We start from the raw sequence: 23,562 nt of genomic DNA on the forward strand, positions 1-23,562 counted from the left end.
TTGAAGAGATCCCATGCGTCAGAGTCTCAGGTCAATGGCATCTGCTCTACGCCCATACGATGACGCAGAAGGAAACCATCGTCATTATCTGCGTAGAGCCTGAGGCGTACGTACGGACGGAACGCCTCGACAGGTTCTGTTGATGTGGTGACAATGTACTGAGTTGAATCATCCCCTGCCGACGCCACATGGCCCAGCAGAGCCCACAGCATGGATTCACTCATTTCAGCCTCCCGGGGCGAGTCATGCAATAGGAACCCCGGGTGATAGCTTTGTGCGTTGCTGCTGTCGAGCAGACAGGCGATGTCTCCAGCCAGGATTTCGAGAACCTTGAAGGTTGTGGAGTGCATCGGCCCCATCTGAAAAGGACGGGTGCGGCGCTTGTCGTCGTTACTTAGCACTCCCCAATGAAATGAGGGAAGGGCCTTGGCAACGGCATGCATGGCACTGCTGATGACCTGATGCCGACCGTTCAATGCGGCCCGTTCCTTGTCAAGCCGGATTTGAAGCTGGTCATGGCGGCGTTGAGTCGATTCAAGTTGCCGCTCCACCGATACGATATCAGCTGTGGATGACTTCCCAGTCGCGATGCCGTCGTAGTGCTCGTAATCTTCGAGGGCATCATCAAGCAACTGGGCTGCAGACAACGATTGCGCCTGCCTCGTGCTCAAGGCGGTGGTTTTTTTATCGATGTCGGCCAGTTCTAAATCGATTGGAGCAATATCGGCTCTCAATTCTTGAAGCCTGCTGCGCAGAGGCAGCATGTCATTCTCGAGAGCTTGCGTGGATCGTTGATGCCCTGTGATGCGTTGGCTTCGATCAAGCTGTGTCTGCTCGATTCGACTAATCACATAGCTGCAGTCCCTGCGCAAAAGGTTCCCGGCATCGCAACGTGTGGGCAGCTGTTGCTGCAATGACGCGGCCTCGTTTTGCAGTTCCGTTACGCGTTGCATGTCGCCTGCAATCAATGCTTCTATCTGCTGGATTTCGTTGGTCAGAAGATCTATGCTGCTTTTCAGGGGGGCACGTGTTTCCAGCCAGCTTTGGCGCCTTGCCGTGAGCTCTTCCCGCTCAGCTTCAATGTCGCGCAGTTCTTGCTGATAAGCGCCTTGCCGCTGCTTGGCGAGCCCGATCAGGTTGGGGAGTTCAAGCAAGCCATCCTGCCGGAACGGCGTGGTGGCAGACACGTTGAGGCGGCGTGTCAATTGGCGGCGCACGTGCGTGAGCAAACGAGCTGGCTCCTCTCGCAAGTCTTGCAGCTTGGTCTTTTGCTCCTCCAGCGTCTTGGCGGTGCTGTCCAGCTCACGTAATGTCCCGGCATCGTGCATCAGGCCCAGCACGATCTGCATCAATGCGGCCGGTGACTTTGCTGGCAGGCTGAATTTGACTCCATCTGAGCGCCATTGATAGTAGTTTTGATAACGGGCGTTCTGGTCACGCGAACACCAGGCAAGTATCTGGTGCCATTCGATGGGCTGCTCAGACCCCGGCAGCTTCTGTACAGGCAGTATTGCCACCAGATGCTGCCGGAGCGCAGTTTGGTAGGCACTTAACTCGTTTTCGACCTCATTGGCCGCCAGTTGTCGCCAGTCGGCCGTGCGGGATGCCCGGTATTGTTTTCGATACGCCCACGGTTTAAGAACTGTCCACACCTCGCCGCCGACGTGCACGCGGGCCGCCACCGCTCCTTCTTTCAATTTGCGGCTGTGCAGCAGTTCGTCGCGTAGGGTTGAGCCATCGGACCAGAGAGGATCGTCCAGCACGAAGCGCAACAATTGGCATAAGGCCGTTTTGCCGACCCCGTGGCCGGCGCTGCCCTTGCCAGGCGGCGAAACGATTAGGTTGAGTCCGCACCGAAAAGGAATCTCGCGTAACGGTTGCAAAGTTGTCAGTGAATCCAGCAGCCACAATGTTTCCACCCATAGGCGTGGTCTTGCATGGTCAATTGGGGGAGCGGCCGCGTCATCCATAGCTTTTATCCCTGTTTTCGCCGGGTCGAACTTCCGATGTGGAACCTACCAGAACTTCAGCCAAGGCAGACTCTTGGTGGCGACGAGCCGCTATCAAAGCGCGAGCCAGTGCTTCGGTGCGATGGTCACCCAAGACTTCTGCTTGCGCCTGTGCATCTCGGATTGACAGGGGAGCTGTTACCGGCACACCCAACAGAGCGCGAAGCCAACTGCAAATGTGCCCCCACCGTTCCGTATTCACGGGTGCTAACCAAGCTTGCAGAACCTCTGCGTTCGGAGTTCCGGCTGGGAGCCGGGCGCCGACAATTCGCCGCAGCTGATTGTCATCACATGGCCCGGCTTGTTGCAGCACGTCGAATAGTAGGCCGGCAAGCCAATCTTCTGCTGTGGACGCCGGTGTGGTGCCTTCCGCGTAGATCGGCAATGGAGCCCTGCGGCGGACCGGCTTGGGTGCCGGCGTCGTGGTCGGTTGTTGCACTTCCAAAGCATCCCATGCAGCCAATACCAACTGTTGGGTTCGATATTGCTTTGTGCCGGGAATGCGCTCCTTGTTCTTGAGGACGCGGAAGGTTTCGCTGGGATAGCCCTCGCCCATGACATCGGCGGGGTCCAAGATGTAGCGCAGTTCGTCGCGCGTCAAGCCGTACAGCCGGGCGTAGTAGGCATCGAGTTCAGCCCGCAGAACAGCGCGACGGTCGGGGTCGAAGGCGAAAGGCGGACCGTCAAAGTTCAGGTCTTTGGCCCAGTCACACAGATCCCGAGCCGTGTAGGTCAGTTCGAGTACCCGCGGGACGATGAACGCGAGGTCGGCGGGCGTGTAGTGTTCGGGAGCGAAAACTGGTATCTGTCGAAGCGTAAAAAGTGTCAGCGATGTGCCGCCGACCTTTTGTCGAACAACAAAGTCACAAGTAAGACTGTCGAGGTTTGCAAGTAGTGCTGCAATTCTGTCTGGCGTGGTCCCAGGAAACATCAGCAGATACTTGTTTCCAATGGCGGCTCGAGGTATCACGCTTGAAATTAGTGTCCTGTAGTCAGTCGCCCTGCAAATGTCGCGCCATCCAATAAGCCAATTTTTTGACCATTTGACTTTCTCCAAGCGAGAGTCAAGCTCCTCGGCATCTACCCAGTACCGAGGCGTGATAGAAAAGTTCGCATCTCTTTTCTCACTCTCGCTTAGTTCTCGACTGTCACCGCTCGGTGTATACGTAGCCCATCGATGATCAAACTGATGGATCATTTTTGCCTCATATAGCGGTACGGCGTCGACGCCTGCTTGGTCAAGAAAGAGGTGGCTGTCTTCAGCCATATGGAAGAGTCTAGTGTGAAAGGTTAGACCCCAGGGGTTTCCACCCTCTTGGGCTTCGTTAATCAGCACTGGCGCGGCGCGATAGAGCTTCTTTGTGAGATCGGCGTCGCGCGTGCTACGGAACACCGCGCAGGTCAGTGTGTTGGGATTGATGAGCCGGAACTCGTCAGGGCTGAGGGTAAAACGGCGCCTGGGGTCAGACAGCTGATCAACTTGGCTTGCAAAGCAAACAAATTCGGCCCGGTTCGCTGTCCCAAGGGTCAATAGGCAAAACTTGAAGCTGCGGTGTACCGATGGAAAGACGGCATCGCGATTCTCGATGTCATACAAACTCACCAAGCGGCTCTGCTGTGTGATGTGTCCAAAAAAGGCTTTGGTGCTGTCATCGGTAGCAATCCCGGTAGGCACAATAAAGCCTGCTCGCCCATTGCCCGAATGGATCTGCAGAATGGTTTCCGCAAATAGCGCATAAGTATTGACATCGCCAATGCCTGTCAGCGGATAGCGCCCTCCATCTTTTCCACCCACATGGGCAAAGAGGCTGGCCGCTTCCGCCGTGCGGCGGGCAGTGATGAATTCATCGTACAAACTCTTTTCGGCTTCATCCTCCTGCGTCACCTGGGCGAGATCGGGGTAAAGGTGTCGCGCTAACATGCCCTCGCTGAGCCATTGGATGCGCTTTGTTCGTTCCGCCTTGTTGCGAGCCCCAGCCACGTCGCGATGGCGAGTGGCAAAGAACTCTTCTTCCTGCAGCTTGATGCGTTCCCACGGCGGATTGCCAAGCACGCAGTCGAAGCCACCTTGAGCAAATACCTGTGGAAAGGCCAATGGCCAGTGGAAGACCCGAGCCTGCTGGCAGGCAGCTTGTGCTGCGGCCAGGGCGGCCTGCTGTCCGGTCTGTAAGGTGGAGCCCTGCAGAGTGAGGACCAGTGTTGTGGTGGTTGGAATAGCCTCGGCGTTGGCCGAAGTCTTGGGCAGTAGGTAGGCCCCCAGCAATGCATTGGCCGCAGCGGCCAAGTGGCTGGTGCGTGCTGTTTGCAGATAGAGGGCGTAGGCTTGGGCCTTGGCCTCGATTTCAGTGGTACTGCTTTCCGGCAAGGTCTCAATAGCTCGAAGCTGTGTCAGACCATGAGTATCCTCCAACTGCAGCCGGGCTTGTCGGCTCTTGCGTTCGGTGGCGAGCTGTTTGAGCGCGGCCGTATTGGCCTTGGTCAAGGCCTTGCACACCTCTTTGTCGTCACCGGACAGGGGCTTAAAGGCGTCTTTCGCTATGCCGAACTCAAGGGCTTTAAGGTCGATGAGGCCTAAAAGCGCATCGCCCACTTGTAGGTGATGATCCAGAAAGCTCAAGGGACGGCCTTCTTCGAAACCCTCTAGCCAGAGCGCGGTGCGGGCGAGTTCAATGGCCATAGGGTTGCGGTCCACCCCGAAGATACAGCGCGCCACCACCTCGCGCAGAGCGTGGCGGTAGTCTTGTGGGCGCACGGCACCCTCCTGACCAGTCTCAACGCTGCGCAGTTCGGCCAGCTTTTCCGCCAGCCGGCGGGCTGCTGCCAGCAGAAAGTGGCCGCTACCGCAAGCGGGATCCATCACTCGGATGGATAGCAGGGCTTGCGTGGGATTGTTGGCGTGGGCCATTAGGCGCTGTTCGATAACGGGGTCCAGCGCACTTTTGATCAGCTCCTGCACTAGGCTGTCAGGTGTGTAGTAGCTGCCTGAGGTTTTGCGGGCATTGCCTGCGGTGCTGCCTTCTTCGGTGATGCCAACAAAGCCGAATCGGCGCGCAGGCAAATCGATGGTGGGCACTAGTTCAAGAAGGCTTTCGTACACACTGCCCAGCTCTTCAGGCCCCATGTTGCGGTAGTCCACCGGGGTGAGGCTGCTGGCATTACCCTGGGCGATGACGGCCCAGCGCAGGTGTTGCATCCCGGCGAGCATGTGGGTGTTGTGCAGGCTGGCGGCGTCCAGCTGCGGACATTGGTCCTCGGCGAACAGACCGCCCAAGGCAGGCAGTGCCAGCCGCGCCTGTCCGTGTGCCAAGCCGCGCCAGACGATCCGGATGGCCTGCCAGTGGTCGTCATGCCTATTTCGGGCGCGGCGCTTTAGGCATAGCTCACGCAAACGGCTCAGTGCATAGCCTCCGGCGTACGCTTTGCGGGCAGCCAATGCCTCTACGCTGTCATCAACCGGGTGCAACACACCGCGCTCTTCCACGGTGAAGACAAAGATCAGCCGATAGATGAGCCGCAGCAGCTGCTGGAAGTAGGCGTCCTTGCTTAGGCTGCCGTCATGTAGCGCAGCCCGCAGCGCGTCATTGGCGGGATGCTGTAGGAATCCTTCGCCAAAGGTCAGCAGGGCTTTCTCGACCCCGTTGCGCAGACCGGCGCGCACACGCGTGCCCTCGGCTTTGCCTGCTTCGCGCCATTGCTCCCAGACGCAAGCGGCGCTACCAGACTGCGGTGCACGGCTGCTGTGCATCAGGCGCCACACGTTGGCGAACTCGGCATAACGCTGGCCGCCCAGCAGATCGGCCAGGTCGTATTCCAAGTAGGTGGGCCGGGTGAGCGAGGCCGCATCGCGCAATAGGCGGAGTTGCTTGCCGTTGCTGACGATGCCCCAGGTATGATCAGGGCTGGCGTTGAGCAGCTCCTGCATGACCTGGAAGGCGGACTTCTTGCGGTTGCTGCTGCCCGCTATCGCAAAGCGTGAGTCGGCGTCGTCCAGAGCCACGTTGTGCGGGGCCACCAGCACCGCCATACGGCCTGCCAGCACGTTGACGGGGTAGGCCATGGTGGCCACTTGCACGGAAGTGGTGGACTGCACAGGGGTGTAGCCCAAGGCATCGCGGAGCAGTTCACTCACAAAGCTGACGGTCAGCCGGTGAGCATCTACATCTGCACGGTCCAGCTGGGCTGCGAAGTGTTGCCACTGCGCGCAGGCAATCTGGAAGGCGCGGCTGTATTCATCTTTGAGCTTGACACCTTTGGGCACACCGTAGTCGACCTCGGTCTGACCTTGCGCGCGGCCTTGCGCGGCCTTCTCCAACTGGTCGGGGAGGAACAGGCTGCCTTCCAGTTGAATGGTGGGCAGATTGAGCGTAGCCTGGTGCTTGCTGTTGCGTATGCGTTTCATGTTCTTCTCGGCTCAGGCTTACAGCGAATCAGGCAGGAGCACGTACACACCCATCACATCTACCGGTAGACAGGGCTTGACGTTGTATTGGCCCACATCGCGAGCGGCTTCACGCACGCGCTTGTGGTCATCCAGCAAGGCTTCAGCGCGCTGCTGCGCCAGGGATTCCAACTGTTGAGGGTTGGCAGCCAAGAGTTCAAGGGCTTGGCAGACCTCTCGCTGAACGGCTTCAGGGGGCAGGTTGCCACTAGGGGTGCATTCGATGAGGCGGGCTGCCTGGTCATCGGCCAGCCACACTGGATTTGCCCGGCCGCGTACGGCCAAGGCGACGGTTTCTTCAGCCATCATCTGGAAGGATTCGCGGCGGCGCACATAGCTGAGCTGATGGCGCACGCGCAACAGGTATAAAGTAGTGGCCACTTCCACGTCGTTAGTTAGCGTTGCAGCGCAGCGGGCTGCTACCGGCTGGGTGTTGCCCAATGCGTCTTCCAGCAGGTGTTGGGCCAGCAGGCCCACAAGCGGGTGGCTGCGGTGCAGCTCGGCGAAGTCGATTAGCTGAACTGCGTCCAGCCCTTCGTCGGCTAGGCGCAGGCGCAAGGCCTCGGGAAGATGTTGAGGGGTGAAGCGCGCCTGGTTGGCGCGGCGCGTGCTGTCTAGTGGTGATCCTAGGCGTACGCAGGCGCTTTGAAGAAAACGCTTCACATCGGCTTGGGTACCCAGGGCCTGCTGCTGTTTGTGCCACTCAGGGAGTACCTCGTCAGGACGGATGCGGCGCTGCGCAAACACGGTGCGATTTGCCTTGGCTTTTTCCAATGCGTCTTGCCACTGGGCCTGCAAGGGCGCGAGCAGTCGCTCTGGCTCGCCAAAGTCGAAGGACTCTTGCAACATGATGGCCGGCGCCCTGTGGTCTCGGCGCATTAGCGCAGCCTTGACCAAGGCTTGGTTGATGCGAGCATCGTCTTCGGGCAGTGGGACCATCACGCCCAGCTCCTTCTGGATCGCCTCACCCTTGCGCAAGATGACCTTCAACACGAAGCCGTCGATCGGGTTGTCTTGCCCGTAGAGCATCGTGCAGCGCACCTCAGGGGCTTGCTGGCCAAAGCGGTCTACTCGCCCTTCGCGTTGTTCGTGGCGTGTTGGGTTCCAAGCCAGGTCGTAGTGGATGACTGCGGTGAATAGGTGTTGCAGGTTGATGCCTTCTGACAGGCAATCGGTCGCGACCAAGATGCGACTGTCGGCTTCACCCATGACTTCCACACGCTCACGCCGCTCTTCGGGCGTGAATTCGCCTGTGATGGCCTCAATGGTAGCCTGGGGAAACTTTGCCTTGAGCTGGTCCGCCACGTAGTGTGCGGTCGCGATGTACCGGCAGAACACCACTGGGTGGTAGCCATCTATGTGCAACTGGCCAACATGCTGAATCAATGCGGCCAGCTTTGGGTCGCCGGATTGGCCGGAAAGCCGTTGAGCCGTGGCGATGAGGTCTTGCAGGCGGGACACGTCTTGCACCTGAGCTGGAGGCTCCAGGTCGTTGACTGAAAGGTCGTCGGCCGCGCCATCATGCAAACGTTCGTCGGTTAGCAGGTCATCTTCGGACTGGGTGCCTTCAAGACGAGTGGTCAAGGCTTTGACCGCAGCGGCAGGAGAAGATGCCACGCAACGCAGCAAGGCGAGCGTGGCGTACCACATAAGGCCTGAGCTTGCGGCGACCCCCTCGCGTTCTGCGGTCTCTGCCAGTTCGCGACAGTAGTCCTGCACCGCGTCGAAGAAGTTGCCCCAGTCACCACTGAGCTCGTAAGTGAGCTCAGTTTTCATGCGCCGTGCAAAACCGCGGCCGTCTTCTGTCTCGGCCTGCCACTCGGCGATATCCTTGCGACGGCGTTGCACGAAATGGCGAGCCAGTTCCTGGCGCAGCGGATCGCTGGCCGACATGCGGCCTTGCAACGCCAGAAAGCGCTGATCCAGCAACGTCAGCAGGTTGTAGAAGGCGACTTCGTCGCCGGAATGTGGCGTGGCGGTGAGCAGGATCAGATGTCTGTGCTCGTCCCTCCCCAGTCGCTGCAACAGCTCAAAGCGAAGTTGCTTGCCGGCGCCGCTGCTGACGCAGGTGTGGGCCTCGTCCACGATGATGCATTCGGGCGCAGTGGCGATGAATTGCTCGCGGTTGCGTTCGCTCTTAATGTAGTCCAGGCTCACGACTACCACCGGGTGGTGATCGAACAGGGCCACCCCATTTGGCAGTTCGCGCTCGACCCGCGCGGCCGACGATGCCGTGAGCGCAACGGCGTGAAGGTTAAACCGGGTTTCGAGCTCCGCTTGCCATTGCTCGACAAGGTGGGGTGGGCACAACACGGCGAGACGGGCAATTTCTCCCCGATCCATCAGCTCGCGCGCAATCAGCCCTGCTTCAATGGTTTTGCCGATGCCCACGTCGTCGGCAATCAACAGGCGAACTGTGGACAAGCGCAGGGCCATCAGCAAGGGCACCAATTGGTAACCACGTGGCTCCACTGCGATGTTGCCGAACGACCGGAACGGGCCGGCACCAGCGCGTAGAGTAAGGCGCAAAGCATCGCGTAACAGGACGGCCGCCGCATGGTTGCCAGCGAGAACTGGATCCGGCAGGTCAAAAGTGGCGTGTTCAATCGGCGCCAGTTCCAGCGCGGGGATCAGAGAAATCGTTTCGTCTTCTGCGCCGCCCAGAGGGCGCAAGCGCAGCCAGTCACGGTGCGAGTCGGTCTGCACCACCCATTCGCGACCACGGGCGCGAACCAGGTTGCCAGGCTGAAAGTCGTGTTCAAGAGTTGTCATAGAATGCGTTCGGGGGTATCAACTGGCTGAACCAAACACGGCCGGGTGTTCAGCGAAGCGTTTGGACCAATGTTCGGGTTCGGAGAAGTCCAGCACTTGCCAGCCCTTGTCTTGCAGCGAGGCGGCTGTGGCGTCATCGAGCGGGCTGAGGAATACCAATGCGCGCGCGGCCTTGTACTGGGCCGCAGCGGTGGCTGCGCCTTGATTGACCGGGATGTTCAGGGCGTCCGGTGTAGTGAAGCCAGCCTGATGCAGTGCGGCCAGCCAGCGCGCCTGGGGCGCGTCGTCTGTTGGTTTAGCACCGGTGGTATCAATCTGGCGAACGGGTAAACTATCATCTGAAGGGCGCAACTTGACTTGGGCGTTGGCCATGGCAACCAGCAGCTTGAGCGCCTCTGGGTTGCGTCGGTTGATGTGCTCGTGGTCAGGCTGGTTGAAGTATGAGAGCAGGCACTGGTAACAGCCGGCCTCACAGATGTGGTTACCGAGGTCATTGGTCTCTTCCAGCGCCGGCAGGTCTTCGATCCGCCAAATGCGATCGGCGGGATCTCTATGATGCAGGAGCCGTAGCGCGTTCTGTGCAACCAGGGCCAAGCTGGCGGAGTCATTGGCCAACCGGGTGAGCACGCCCGCGCCACCTTCCGCGGCCTCATAGAACAGCAGCGCGCGGCGTTCGTCGAGCTTTGGCAATGGCTCGGCCACGAGCTCAGATTCTTCGATCTGAAAAGTCATCTCGACACCCCGTTTAAGCGCAGCCTGCAACGTAGCCATAGCCTCCAATGGAAGCACATGAACCGGCGCCATGATCAGCAAGTTGCGATGATCTTCAACGAAGGGAACGATGCGCTGGTTGGGCACCTTGTCCATGAGCGCGTCATCGTTGCCGTTGTCGTCGCCCGCATTCGGGGCATCCTGCTTGCTCCAGGTTCCCGTAATTGGGTTGATGTAGAAGCCTAGTTGTTCCTTGTCTTTGCGACGGCGCCATCCCCGATTTATACGCCAGATGCGGGCGGCGGGCGCGTAGCTGAGTTCGGCCAGGACACCCTCACTCTGCAGAACATCGGCCTTCTGCTTCTGAATCTTTCCATCAGGCCCAGGCAAGAAACGGTATGTGGTTTGCAGCTCGAAGCCTTGGCGCTGACGGTCTTCGTCGTTGATGGATATGCGTTCGACCGGAAGGGTTTCGACCGTCTCAATGCGGTAGAGCTCGCGTACCCAATCAGTTTCCGTCAGCAGCGCATCGCAGTTCTCGCAACGGTTGACCAGCGGCTGCCCACCACCCGGCTCGCCCAAGTGGCCATAGCCGCATTGGCTGCATACCAAAGAGGTGATCGTTGAGAGCTGACTGTTGCCTGAGATGTGGTCGGCATTGCCCACGTTGAGCTTAGCACGCACCACTCGGTACATGCGTCCCTGGTGGTAGATGAGGCTGCGTGGTCCGAACTCAGACAGGGCAAGGAAGCGGGGGCGGCTAACCATGCTGCCCTCGTCATCTTTACCGTTGGTGGTCTGCCCGCCTCGGGCTGGAATCCAAGCCATGAGGGGCAGACGAGGGAAGTTGTAACCCGGCAGGAAGCCTTGGCTGGCCAGGTAGCGGTATGTGTAGAAATCGGTGTTCTGGCTGTTGCCCGATTTGAGGAGTACATCGTACTGCCGTGCGGCGTCACCGTAGCGGCGTTGAGCGTTTTGGCGCTCGGCGTGCGATGCTGTATGGCTCTTGACGATCTGGTCAGCCATGTTCATCTGCTGCCGTGTGGCGTCAAACAAAACACGCCAGCGCTCCAAGGCGCCGGAAAGCTGTTGGGGAGCGCGCTCGATGACCTGCTGCACGTGCTCGGTTGTGAACCAGTGACTACCGTTCAAATCGGGCAGGAGCTGCTCCACGACGCGCTGCGCGCTACGCAAGGCGCGCTCACGCACACCGGGTGAGTTGAAGGCGTCTTGGTAGCTCTGTTTGAGTGGCTTACCGGGCTGATCCAGGTCTAGCATTGGAGCAATGCTGGCATCCAACGGAGTTTGCGTGCTCGCCAGCCACACAGCCTGCAGGTGGCTGTCCACGAGGTCGCGGTTGGCCAGATCCAGTGTGGGCGCGCGAACCACCCCATGGACCATGTCGTTGGCATGGTGGAAAAACCATTGGTCGTGCGGACTGAGCGCAGCGCAATAGGTGACGACCAAAGCTTGTTGGCCGGAGCGGCCCGCCCGGCCGCTGCGCTGCGCATAGTTAGCTGGCGTGGGCGGCATGTTCCGCAGGTACACGGTGTTGAGCGCGGAGATGTCCACGCCCAGTTCCATAGTAGGGGAGCAGAACATGACCGGTAAGCGCTCCAACGGAGCCTCGTGCGCGGGATTCTGCGACCAGTCGTTGCGGTCTTTGTCGGTGTAGCGGAAGCGCTGTTCTAGCAGTTGGCGGCGCGGCGCGTCAATCTGTGCGGTGTGTTCTTGGGCTTCGAACTCGAACAAGGGGTGAGACGGCAGGCGCAGCAGATCTGCCACGCTGAGGTAGAGCTCTCGGAAGAAGGTGTTGACCCGGCTGTCGTCACCAAGCGCCTGATCGCTGGTCAGGCACCAGTCCAAGGCGGCGGCGTTCAGGCGCCAGCCTGCCAATTGCGTGTCAATGGCGTGCTTCTGAACATAGCCGTAGTTGCCTGCAGCGCGCAGCATCGCCTCAATGAGTTCAACCCACTCAGGGTCTTTCCAGTGTTTGACCTCACCTGCAAAGACTGTGTCTTGCCAGAAGCTGGATGCCTTGACCAGCCGCAGCAGTCGCGAGCGCGCGCCGCCAGTAACAAGATCGGTTCGTGGCTTGCCTTTGTACTCAGGGCGTTTGCCCAGAATCAGGTAGCGGCCCGTCTCGAGGTTTTCGTCAGGAGCAAAAGCCCAGCGCTCCGTGAGGTAGGTATGTCCGCTCGTTCGCGCTTTGTCGTGCTCGACAGGGTCAAGGTAGCGAGTTTCAAGACACAGATGACGACGCAGATTATCAAACAGCAGCTCGCTCAATCTGGTGCGGTGTGCTGGGCTAAGACGGTACAACACCTTGTGATCTGCGAATGCATCAGTATCCGCGGAAAACTCGTCCAGGCCACGGTAGCGGATGGCTAACAAACCCAGCTGATCAAGATTGGGGTTGTTATACCGCCAGCCTCTTCGCAGGTCGCGCAGCAAGCGATACGCGATGATGAAGCGCAGGGTGCGCTGTGCCTCTTGACGTGCCAGACCCATCAGTTTGGGAGAGCGCAGGTATTCCACCAAGATGCTCTGCTCGACCTGTTGGAAGCCGAGCGCTTTGAAAACGGCATCAGCGAGTTGCTCTTCGTTGAGCACGCCAGCGTTGTCCTGCAGGGCACCAATCAGGCCCGAACGCAGGGTCAGCACGAAGATGAAGTCGTTGAAATGCCCCGCCTGCAAGGCGGCATCCTGCCGGTTGTCGGTGAACCCTAGAAGTTTGCGTGGGTCGGGTTGCCCAGGCGACGGATCGGGCAAAGCGAAGAGCTGTTGCAGGGCACTCAGCGCAATCATGGTAGTGGCCGAGGATCGTCCCTCACCGGACAGGCTGGATAGGCGGTTAGCATCCTTGCCATGTGCCTCATGCACCACGCCACAATTCAGGCAGAAGCGGAATTTGCCTGGAATGAACCAGAAATCCTCACCCGACCCGTCGTGTCCTTGAGGGTCTACGGCCACCCGATAGGGGATAGCCTTTTTGTAGGCTGGCTTGACCTTCGGCTCTTCGCGACTCAGGTCCAGCCAAGCCTCAGGTAGATCGTCGATCTCGCCGCCATACTGCTGCCCGCCTTTCGTTGGGCAGAGAAACCCGTAGCTGGTGTCTTCATTGTCATCTGCGCTGACGTCGTCGATCTCTCTAGGAAGATAGGTGAGTGGGCGTTGCCCAGACTGCCACACGGGCAGGTACTCTTGGCCGCAATCCCGGCAAAAGTGAGCGGGATACAGATATACGCCTTCATTTTGCCGAGCTGGCGCGAAGCGTTGCGCATCTAAGGTGATGTGCCGCTGACCTGAGGCCTCCAGCGTGGTGAGCACCTTGCCGGGGCCGCTGATGAATTGGTGCAGCTTGAAGGCAAAGGGCGGGCGCCCTTGAGGTGTTCGTACCTCATGGGCGGCCACCAGAAACTTTTGCAATGCCACTCTAGCCAGCGCCACATCGCACTTGGCGTCCAGCGCTAAATTCTCGCTGGCGACCTGAAGTGTCTTCGGCTTGGCTCGTCTTGGGGGTTCGTGATCGGGTAGTTCAATTCCAAGGTTGAGCTCAACCCAGATGGACAATGGATCGCGCTGAAATGCTTCAAAGTCTGGCCACGCGAACTGCTCGCGCATGACGGCGGCTGGCAATTCGGCGGCAACGGCAGTGACATCTCTAAGCGGGTTCGTGACGCGCTCTAGCGTTTCGCCAATCACATCGTGCTCACTGATCCGGGCGCCAAAAAGTTTGGCAGCTACCTCGGCCACGGTGCGATTGCGATCTGCCTGAGTGCCCGCGCTCGACATGGTTGCGGATGTGCCAATACACACAAGCTTGTCGGCCTTGAGCCGTTCGCGTAGCCGACGAACGAGCAAGGCCACATCGGCTCCCTGCCGGCCCCTGTAAGTGTGCAGTTCATCCAGCACTAAAAATTCCAAGCCTTCGCAATGGTCCACTACCCTGCGATCCACATCATCGAAGCGGGTTAGGATGTACTCCAGCATCATAAAGTTAGTGAGCAGAATATCTGGCGGGTTGTCCGCTATGGCATCGCGCTCAGACTTTTTTTCCTGGCCTGTATACCGGGCGACGGTGAATGGGCGTTGATCCGATCCGTAGCCATGGAGGAACTTGTCAAGTTCTTCCAGTTGACTGTTTGCCAATGCGTTCATCGGATAGATGACGATGGCCCGTGTGCGCGCATTACTCCCTTCTGACTTGGCTTTGATGATGCGGTCAATGATGGGGATGAAGAAAGACAGTGACTTGCCGGACCCTGTCCCAGTTGTCACGACATAACTTTGGCCTGCCTGCCCCTTGGCGAGAGCCTGCAACTGATGGGCGTAGAGGTGGAGCGGTTGCGGATGACCTTCGGGCTTCCCAACCTGAAAGACATCTGCGCATAGGGGATGCAACACACCTTCCAAGGCCAACGACTGAACGGTGCCTTTGCGCTGGTAGTTGGGATTAATCTGAACCAGGGGCTCGGGCCAATAGCGACCATCCTGATACTGGCGCTCAACTTCCTTTTGGATGTCATCTGCAGCAATGCGAACAAAACTGCGAGAGAAGTTGCTGTAACGGTCAACCAACTGGTTACGAAACTGAAAAACGTCATCCACGGTTCTTCTCTTCCTTGTCTTCTATATGGGCATGTGACGCGCCAAGGGCCACGGCGGCCCTGCAGAAGGTGATGGCCGTTTGCGCTGCCATTTTGCACCTCTGCCTTTACCATTTAGTTCAATCAATCCTTCAGCCTTCATGGCGCGCAAAATCACCCGCACCATATCGCGGTTGACGCCAAGAGCGGCCTCCTCAATTTTCGAGCTAGAGAAGGATAGCTGGCGCTTGAGAATTTCCATGCGAACACGGTCGCCCCTACCTCCGCGCCCGCGTTCGATGGCGCCCACCCGTTGTTCAAACTGTTTGTAGGCGCGTAAGACGACGCCCTAGCCCAGAAGTAATCCAGCCACGGCGATGTTGTGGGCTGCGCCGTGCCAGGGCTGCGAGCTGGCCTCCAGCGTCTCGTAGTAGCTTTCTTTCGATTCCTCCAAATGCGTTCCAGGCATATGAAGTGCTCCAAGGTGTAGTCGAAGTAATAGAGCTGCGGTGTCAACAGTCTCTCCATGCGTCCGTTGCCATCCGGGAACGGATAGTTGCAGAGCAAGTCAAAGACGACAAGCAGGACCAGCACCAACGGCCAGCCAAACGTTGCTCCAGCCCCGTGCGGTAGCGCGCAAGCATGTCGGTCATCGCCATGAGCGTTAGATGCGCGACCACCGGCTGAAATTGGATGCGTAAACTGTCATCAGGGTAGCGCTCGATGGTGTCGTTGTTGGTCGCCTTCCAGTTCCCGCCTGGTTGGGGCATGTAGCGATACAAGATGCCGTGGAGTTGCAACACGGTGCCTTCCGAGAACGGCATATGGCCCCTGCTTTCATGTATCAGGCTCAACGTGTCGCGGTCGCCTGCCACCTCTTGTTCTGATCGGCTCTGCGGCGCGGTGTTTCTGAGCACAGGTGACTTGAGTCGGTGCGCTGCGCCGACCACGCCCTTCAAGCAGCTCGAAGACTAGGTCGACTCCACCACAGCCACTTGGCGCAGGTTGCTCAAGATCTCGGGCGCCTTTGCGACATAGAGTTGCTGCATGCCCCAGTACTCGCCCGGGGCACGCAGGTCGCCGACTGCTGCGTATTGAAACGTAGCTTGGCTTGTAGTCGGGCGAGGGCAGGTGCATGCAGCATTTTCCAGGCAGCAAAAAAATGGGGTAATGCTACTGTAAATTGGAGTATTTGTCTTCGTTGTTACCCCAATAAGTCAACCAATATCACATTCTTTGAGCCCGCAGAGCGGGAGGGCGCCAAGCCTGGAATTCGGGCCTTAAGAAGGCAGCTCGCGCTTTAGTCAACGGCCTTGCCTTGAGGTTCAAACTACAAAGCCGGATGCTAAGACAGGGGCAATTCTGGGGGGCGGCGGGCATCCGAGGGGCATCTTCCGAGGGCGGACGGTTGAGAATGCTCCGCCCCCCGATACCCGCCATTTCCGCTTAGAGTCCCATCAGTCACCCAATAACTTACAAAAACAATACGCTACACGCTTCGGCTTGTAAGCCGGTTTGTATCTGCTTATCGTGACGCCCTCTTCCTGTCTACTTGTAGCTACCGGAACCGTATTGAGATATCTGCCACTAACGCCGCGTCGGCGAGGGACGCAAATAGATACATCGGGATGCATGCGCCGAACTCGGACTGAAGCATCCGTGTGTGTATTTTGTCTATAGCCCGGCTTTGATCATGAGGGCACCCAGCGTGCTCCCTAAAGCCTCAGCAATTCGGACAAGGTGCAGCAACCCAGAATTTTGCTCTCCGCGCTCGATTGCGCCGAGATAGGAGCGGTCTATGCCACTTCGATGAGCAAGCTCTTCCTGTGACATCGTCCGCTCAGCACGTAGGGATCGGACGGCTCGACCAAATGCTACAAGCGCTGTGTCTGAAGTGTGTGGGGAGCGACTTGGCATCCCGTGATGTTCGGGGTAATATCATCCGCTTTCCACGGGCAATCTTCCCCATTAAAGATAAATTTCCTTGATGAACAGGAAACTTTTTTTTGTTCGATCTCGTTGACGTTTCTTATCAAATGACTATGTTAGATAACAAAATTCTTATCACGATTTCCGCGCGCACAGAGCAACCACCGGCGGTAGACGCACAGGCGCTGCACGAAGAGGCTGCCGGCTACATTGCCCACTATGTGGCGACTCGTGGCAATGCAGGGGCGAACGTACATGATCCGGCTCATTCTCCTGTCGAGGAGCCGAAAACGCCCCCAACCGCCGGTACGCCGCCCGCAGAGATGAAATCCGCGCCGAAACCGTGGGAGAACGCTACGGAACAGCCCCGCGGGCTCAACTTCCAGCCGGATGCGACGCTGCACGCCAAGATGAATTGGGTGTGCGATAACGTGCCGAAGATGTCGCGCCTCCGAATCCTGCGCGAGGGCGCGACCCTGTTGTGCGACTACCTCGTTGACAAGCACTACAAGGAATAGCCCCGCTCGGAAAATTTTTGCTGTTCGTCTTTGACAAACGTAGAGGAGAAAATATGCAGTTGAAGAATACGTTGTTGGTGGTCGCGTTAGCGGGCTGTGCATCTACTACCGGCGTCATCTCGACGGGGGCAAATCAGTACATGATCTCCCGGGAAGACAACGGCCCGACTGCATCGCTCGGCAGCCTCAAGGCGGCAACAATGAAAGACGCTAGTGCGCACTGCGCTGCGCAAGACAAGACGATGCAGATTCTCCGCGAGACCGATACGCCGCGTTCGCTCGGCCAGTTCCCGCAGACTACGCTCCACTTTACTTGTATATAAGTTCCTGCGCGCTCTTCACACCTAGTAGCCGAGCAAGTGGCACAACGCTACCATGACGTTATGACGCGCTACGCCCCGCCATCGGTTCATGCCTGCCCAGGCTGCAACGCCTTCTTCCTACGCCATCGCTTTCGCAGCATGAATTTCTACGCTACCTGAGACTGGTCCGATGGCAAGCCGACCGCGTTCTGGGCGAACGGGCCCTTGGTCCGGTGCAGGGCTTGCGCGGCACTGTTCTGGGTTGACGACATCGAATCGGTTGGCATCATGCCGGAAAGACCATTCCCGATGGGCCGTTTGCGACGGGCATGGCTGCACTGGAGCGGCGACCCGACAGGTGAGTTGCAGGGACACGAAGAATGGGACGAGGCCATGAGTACATGGGGCACTGCGCGGCATGTGGACTATGCTGGCTTCGACGACGTAGTGCACGTGTTGTCACGGTCGAAAGGCGTGAGTTTCAACTGGGTGCTGTGGCTGAGGAAGCGCATCTGGTGGGACCTGAACGACCGCTATCGCAGGCGAGCCGATGGCTCGCCTTGGCCTGGCTTGCCTAACTGGCCAGTGGCGGCAGAGCGGAAGAACATGGAGGTCATGCTACACATGCTGCAGGACGGCGAGGCTAGACCGGGGTGCATGATCCAGCAAGGCGAATTGCTACGCTTGCTGGGCCGTTTCGACGAAGCCATTGCTGTGTTGAGGGCAGTGCCGGTGGATGGTCATAGCGAAGTCAGGGCGGTAAAAATTGAAAAACTCGCACGAGGTTGTGATTCACTGGTCCGGGAGCTAAGCCGCCCGACTTGGTGAATCCCGTTTTGAATCGCGTGGCACCGCCGAGGCAGTTGACGCAGGCCGTTGTCTCTTCTGGATGAGCGCCGAAAAAATTTTTTGGTTTTTCTATGGCGAAAAAATTTTTGACGAAGTAACCGATAAATAATCACGAGCTGGGGGATGGCCTTGCCCTCCCCCCCGTGGGGGGGCGGGATCTCCGGCCCGCGCCAGGCCGTCTCGACGGCCGCGAGCGCGTCGCGCAGGCGGGCGGCGGGCGTGCCGACGAGCGCCCATACGGCGCTGTACTTGCGGCCGAACTTGGACGACGACGCCGGCATCGAGCATGCGACCGAAGGCATTGACGCCCTGTTTGTACGGCAGGCCGGCAGCGGTGGCGACGGTGCGGCCTTGGATCGGCTCTTGAGCCCGGCAAGGGCCCTCATGATAGCGTCGCGGATTATGCCGGCGCCTCAGGCAGCGCCATATCGAGGTAGAGCTGGACGGCGGTGCGCACCGTCTTGGCGCTGCGCACGATCACGACCATCCAACCAAAGTCGCGTATGCAAGCCGGTGTAGTCGTGCCGACAGACACGGTAATCCCCCCACAAAAAGAGCGCGATCAGAAGTAGAATTTTCTACTTAAGACACAGAAAGCTCTACATGAAGACGTCCCGCTTTACCGACAGCCAGATTATCGCCATCCTCAAGCAAGCCGAAGCCGGCAGTCCTGTACCGGAGCTGTGCCGCGAGCACGGCATCAGCAACGCCACGTTCTACAAGTGGCGCTCCAAGTTCGGCGGCATGGACGCCTCGTTGATGGCGCGGATGAAGGAGCTGGAGGAGGAAAACCGGCGGCTCAAGAAGATGTATGTCGAGGAGCGTCTCAAGGCCGAGATCGTCGCGGAGGCGCTCACAAAAAAATGGTAGCGCCATCTCAGCGGCGAGAGATGGCGCAATGGGCCGTAACAGAACGGTCAGCCACGGTCAAACTGGCGTGCCAGGCGTTTGGCATCAGCCAGACCTGCTACCGGTACAAAGCCAAGCTGGATGCAGAAAATGGCCTCATTGCCGACTGGCTGGTGCGGCTGACCAACAACCAGCGTAACTGGGGCTTCGGGTTGTGCTTCCTGTACCTGCGCAACGTGAAAGGCTTCAAATGGAACCACAAGCGCGTCTACAGGATTTACCGTGAACTTGAATTGAACCTGCGGATCAAGCCGCGCCATCGCCTGGTGCGCGAGAAGCCGCTGCCGCTGGCAGTGCCGAGCGCGATCAACCAAAGCTGGTCGATGGACTTCATGCACGACCAGCTCGCCGATGGGCGCAGCATCCGTCTGTTCAATGTGATCGACGACTTCAACCGCGAAGGCCTAGGAATCGAGGTCGACTTCTCGCTGCCGTCTGAACGCGTGATACGTTCACTAGACCGGATCATCGAATGGCGCGGCAGGCCGGAGGCAATCCGATGCGACAATGGCCCTGAATACATCAGCGCCGTGACCTTGGCATGGGCCGCAAAGCGCGGCATCCGTATCGATTTCATTCAACCTGGCCAACCGCAACAGAACGCCTACGTCGAGCGCTACAACAGGACGGTTCGCTATGACTGGCTTGCCCACCACCTGTTCGAAACGCTCGACGAAATCCAGGAGTTTGCCACCAACTGGCTGTGGACCTACAATCACGACCGGCCCAACATGGCGCTCGGCGGTATTACGCCAAAACAGAAACTTGCCCTTGCCGCTTAACCTCTACTTTTAGCGTGCTCTAAAAATGGGGGGATTACCACACAAGCGTACACCTTAGCCTTGGGCTGTAGAGAATCGAAAATTCATAACCCGAGTCGTGGACTAGCTTGTGCGAGCAATTGCCGACAAATCTCCGCATGCTTTTCTGCGAGCGATAAAAGGTCCAATACACTTTGTAAGTTAGACATGTGGCTCTTCCAGTGCTCGTCACCAAGGAGAGCCTCATAGTTGAGCTTGCAGGGTTCACGCCATTTTTCATATGCAGCTAGGCGTGCAATACGCTGTTCCAGATCCACGACATTTCGGTTTGCCGGAGAATGCCGCGCCGTACTCTTTATCCATTTGCGCCAAGGCTTGTTTCCCTTTGACTGATTGCACTTGCCACACGAAGGGACGAGATTGGCAATTTCAGTAATATACCCGGTCGGTTTCCGGTCCTTGACGATTGCGCGAAAGTGATCCCATTCAGTACGCGGATCTCCACAATACGCACAAACGCAGTTCCCCGGCTTCATGCCAAGGACCTCTAAGGCCTCACGGATTTCCGCATCACTTGGCTCAATGCAAGGCGTAATGGATGTTAGAAAAAGGCCCGTAATAGTCGACTTACGGCCAGTAATTTTGCTACTACCTGGTAAGTCAAAGTCTAGATGCTTCTTGCCCTTAGCTCGTGCCATTCTTGTTCTCCTCGCTCCAATTTCGTGTGGAGCCAACGATGCCGTAAGCCTTGGGTAGGCGATACCATATCGAAACCTCGCGTCACCGCTTACATCTTCTTATTGTTTCATGGTCGAGGCCGAAGCAGTCGGTTTGACTACAGCGAGAACAGTCGAGCGAGAAACTCGGTAGAGCTTCGCTAAGGCGCTCACGCTTTGCTTATTCGCATACCCCTCAATCATTGCTTTACGCTGCTCTGGCGTCGTTTTGGGCGGTCGACCGAGGGCTTTGCCATCGGCCTTAGCGCGGGCAAGCCCGGCCTGGGTACGCTCTACGATCAGGTCGCGTTCCATCTCAGCCACTGCCGCCAGCATTGCCAACATCAGTTTGCCCGCCGGCGAGGTCAGGTCGAGTTTGCCGAGCTGAAGCACGACTACTTCAACTTCAAGACCGGCCAATGTTTTGATTGTCCCTAGCACGTCTGGTGCATCCCGGCCTAGGCGATCAAGCTTCGATACCACTACCGTGTCCTTCTTCCTCAGTTTCGTGAGCATTTCACTGAACTGCTTGCGCTGAGCCGCGTGAGCTTTGCCGCTCACAGTGTCCGCAAACCAGTACTCGACCGCGTAGCCTGCGCGCTCAATCTCCAAACGCTGATTGCCTGCCGTTTGCTCTACTGTAGACACCCGTCCGTACCCGAATACCGCCATAGCCTGTCCCCGTATGTGTTAGAAAACCAATGAACTATATATCAACATGTTGTTATATGTAAAGGCTATTTTTTCAACATCGCAGAAGGCTCATGCGACGACGTGTCGGAAAACGGTCATTTTTCAACAGCAGAGGTATACTTATCATTGAATATAGACATAAACATATCGAAGAAGTATGCTTGCGATACATTAACAAAATACGACAGACTATGGAATTCTCTGCGGAAAATATTGCTGTATTGTTCGGACATGAGGCAGCCGAAGATGAAGAAATTGATCGTTTAAAATCTTATTACTTAAAAGGGAATACATTCAATCAGGTTTCAAACGATCTGCCTATCCGAATACTAGTAGGTCATAAAGGAATTGGGAAATCTGCCCTTTTTCGTGTGTCGATGGACGAGGAAAGGTCCAAAGGAAAGCTCGCTATCATAATTAAACCAGATGATATTGCTGGCATTGTTGTTGATGAGCCAGACTTTCTAAAGCTCATCCGCGAATGGAAATTAGGAATTAATGAAATAGTTGCTCGTAAAGCATTGACATCCTTTGGAATTCTTCATGAAGGTCTTCGTGCAAAAATAAACGAATATGGCGGGCGGACTATCGATTTTTTGCAAAGCACATTACGAGCCGAGAAGCACGCAAATCTTTCTGAGTCACATCGCCTCGTTTTAAATGATTTTTTAAAAAATGGCCGGATTTATGTTTATTTGGATGACTTAGATCGTGGTTGGCAAGGCCAGAAAAGTGACATTAGAAAAATCTCCGCCTTATTAAACGCGGTAAGAGACATTGCATCCGATATAAAAGGGCTTTCATTCAGAATTAGCCTTCGATCCGATGTCTATTATTTGGTCAGAACGTCGGATGAATCGACGGACAAAATCGAAGGTTCTGTTGTATGGCAGTCTTGGACTAACCATGAAATTTTAGCGTTGTTAGTAAAGCGTGTGGAACAGTACTTCGGTCGCAAGCATGAAACTTCTGAACTAGTTTCACTGGCACAACCATTGCTCGCTGAAAAATTAACTTCTATTCTTGTTCCAATTTTCAACGGGAAGGGGCACTGGGCGTCAATTCCGACTTATCGCATGTTGATGTCGTTGATTAGAAAACGTCCTCGCGACTTAGTTAAATTGTGTACTTTAGCTGCGCGTGCCGCTGAAGACGATAATTCTGCATTAATCCGTACTGATCACTTCGCCAAGATCTTTGAAGAATATTCACAAGGTCGCCTTCAAGACACGATTAATGAATATCGGTCAGAGTTGCCTGATATTGAACGCCTTTTATTTGGCATGAAGCCTTCTAAAGCAGAGAGGCAAACAATGTCAGGATTTATATACACGACTGATGCATTGTTAAAAAAAATAAGAAACATAGAGCAGTCTGGCAAATTCAAATTTGCGAACGGAAAAGAGGCGGATCGACAGAGCTTGGCTGCCTTTATGTATAAAATTAATTTTTTGACTGCTCGGCGAGATGAGGGAAACTTTATCCTCCGAAAGTATTTCGAGGAAAGCAGATATCTATCGCAGAGATTCGCTGATTTTGGCTTTGACTGGGAAGTTCATCCAGCTTACCGGTGGGCGCTCCAGCCAGAAAATGTAACTGAGGTTTTAACGCAAATGAAGCCGAGTGCTGAATAAAAATAAATTTTATTCAGCCATTGCGTCAACTTATTTAAACTTCCCATCTCTTTGCAGATGGGAAGATAGCAACGACCTACTTCTCAAACGAAAACTTATTTTCATTTTTAAATGTAGAAACCACGAGTTGAATCAGTCAGACATTCACATACCCTCGGCCGTATTTCCGAGAATGTGCTAGTTGCCGGGACAGCTTCTAAGATCTACTGTCTCTTTAATGTAGATGATGACCAGTAGGTACGTCATGTCCATTACCAAGACGTATGTTGTTACATACCACCTATCTTTGTGCATCGACAGAAAAAGTTTCAGGGCGGGACGGATTAATCCCATTTGAGAGTGCAGTATTCTGAGCTGATATTTTACGACTTCGCGGCCAAATGACGCTTAGGCTCTACATAAAATCGACGCGCCCATTTTAGAAAAACGGCTTGTGTGATCGCACGCATAAAGCAAATAGTCTGTCATGTACGCTGCAACCATTCCCGTATGTTTCGATAGTGGAGAGCGGTCATGCGCTCAACGCGCTTGGCCAAAACGAGATGTTTTTTGCGCCACTTGAACGGCTTACGCGCTGCGACCGGCTCTCCAGACTCTGCTCCAATCTGCCTCAGCAATTTTGATTGCGCGATCCTCGCCCGGTCAACAGAGGTCGCTGCGAGATTGCTGCGATACCGCAGCGCTTGACAGTGCCTACAAGCAAGTTCGCCGCCTCTGTAGTACAGCGACTGA

The 23,562-nt window shown here is 56.7% G+C and carries 14 protein-coding genes; 5 read left to right on the plus strand and 9 right to left on the minus strand.

Annotated elements, in window-relative coordinates; all coding sequences use genetic code 11:
• Window positions 1-26 precede the first annotated feature (26 nt).
• The 7 genes from HH212_RS10965 to HH212_RS10990 all read right to left on the minus strand — a co-directional run bounded on the left by HH212_RS10965 (window position 27) and on the right by HH212_RS10990 (window position 16,436).
• Window positions 27-1,970 carry a coiled-coil domain-containing protein gene (locus tag HH212_RS10965; RefSeq protein WP_170202507.1) on the minus strand — a complete coding sequence of 648 codons (1,944 nt, stop codon included), beginning with the start codon at window positions 1,968-1,970 and terminating at the stop codon, window positions 27-29.
• Entirely contained in the window at window positions 1,963-6,408 is a 4,446-nt protein-coding gene (locus HH212_RS10970; protein ID WP_170202508.1) for an Eco57I restriction-modification methylase domain-containing protein, read from the minus strand. Before HH212_RS10970 ends, HH212_RS10965 begins: the two co-directional genes overlap by 8 nt.
• Window positions 6,409-6,426: 18 nt before the next feature.
• On the minus strand, window positions 6,427-9,219 hold the full coding sequence (locus HH212_RS10975; RefSeq protein ID WP_170202509.1) for a DUF8741 domain-containing protein: 2,793 nt from the start codon (window positions 9,217-9,219) through the stop codon (window positions 6,427-6,429).
• A gap of 18 nt (window positions 9,220-9,237) precedes the next feature.
• Window positions 9,238-14,541, minus strand: coding sequence for a DEAD/DEAH box helicase family protein (locus tag HH212_RS10980; protein ID WP_170202510.1), 5,304 nt, complete (start codon window positions 14,539-14,541; stop codon window positions 9,238-9,240).
• A gap of 21 nt (window positions 14,542-14,562) precedes the next feature.
• Window positions 14,563-14,781 carry a hypothetical protein gene (locus HH212_RS27815; protein ID WP_370663916.1) on the minus strand — a complete coding sequence of 73 codons (219 nt, stop codon included), beginning with the start codon at window positions 14,779-14,781 and terminating at the stop codon, window positions 14,563-14,565.
• Between the two features lie 250 nt (window positions 14,782-15,031).
• Window positions 15,032-15,478, minus strand: coding sequence for a Fic family protein (locus tag HH212_RS27820; protein ID WP_370663917.1), 447 nt, complete (start codon window positions 15,476-15,478; stop codon window positions 15,032-15,034).
• A gap of 715 nt (window positions 15,479-16,193) precedes the next feature.
• On the minus strand, window positions 16,194-16,436 hold the full coding sequence (locus HH212_RS10990; RefSeq protein ID WP_170202511.1) for a helix-turn-helix domain-containing protein: 243 nt from the start codon (window positions 16,434-16,436) through the stop codon (window positions 16,194-16,196).
• Window positions 16,437-16,525: 89 nt separating this feature from the next.
• Between HH212_RS10990 and HH212_RS10995 the strand changes: the two genes are divergently transcribed.
• The 4 genes from HH212_RS10995 to HH212_RS11010 all read left to right on the plus strand — a co-directional run bounded on the left by HH212_RS10995 (window position 16,526) and on the right by HH212_RS11010 (window position 19,808).
• A complete protein-coding gene (locus HH212_RS10995; protein ID WP_170202512.1) occupies window positions 16,526-16,966 on the plus strand; it encodes a hypothetical protein in 441 nt (146 codons plus the stop codon).
• Between the two features lie 53 nt (window positions 16,967-17,019).
• A complete protein-coding gene (locus tag HH212_RS11000) occupies window positions 17,020-17,289 on the plus strand; it encodes a hypothetical protein (RefSeq protein ID WP_170202513.1) in 270 nt (89 codons plus the stop codon).
• 372 nt (window positions 17,290-17,661) lie between these two features.
• On the plus strand, window positions 17,662-18,096 hold the full coding sequence (locus HH212_RS11005) for a hypothetical protein (RefSeq protein WP_170202514.1): 435 nt from the start codon (window positions 17,662-17,664) through the stop codon (window positions 18,094-18,096).
• 624 nt (window positions 18,097-18,720) lie between these two features.
• A protein-coding gene (locus HH212_RS11010; protein ID WP_170202515.1) for an IS3 family transposase occupies window positions 18,721-19,808 on the plus strand; the annotation gives its coding sequence in 2 pieces (ribosomal slippage) (window positions 18,721-18,973 and window positions 18,973-19,808; 1,089 coding nt in all).
• An 83-nt stretch (window positions 19,809-19,891) separates the two neighbouring features.
• Here the strand turns inward: HH212_RS11010 and HH212_RS11015 are convergent.
• Window positions 19,892-20,485, minus strand: a complete 594-nt coding sequence (locus HH212_RS11015) for an HNH endonuclease signature motif containing protein (RefSeq protein ID WP_170202516.1) — start codon at window positions 20,483-20,485, stop codon at window positions 19,892-19,894.
• 99 nt (window positions 20,486-20,584) lie between these two features.
• A complete protein-coding gene (locus HH212_RS11020) occupies window positions 20,585-21,175 on the minus strand; it encodes a recombinase family protein (RefSeq protein WP_170202517.1) in 591 nt (196 codons plus the stop codon).
• Between the two features lie 212 nt (window positions 21,176-21,387).
• Here HH212_RS11020 and HH212_RS11025 point away from each other — a divergent pair, with 212 nt between their 5' ends.
• Window positions 21,388-22,830: a P-loop ATPase, Sll1717 family gene (locus HH212_RS11025; RefSeq protein WP_170202518.1), complete on the plus strand. Its 1,443-nt coding sequence runs from the start codon at window positions 21,388-21,390 to the stop codon at window positions 22,828-22,830.
• Window positions 22,831-23,562: the final 732 nt, after the last annotated feature.

Origin of the sequence: Massilia forsythiae, from assembly GCF_012849555.1 — a bacterium.
Classification (GTDB): Bacteria; Pseudomonadota; Gammaproteobacteria; order Burkholderiales; family Burkholderiaceae_D; genus Telluria; species Telluria forsythiae.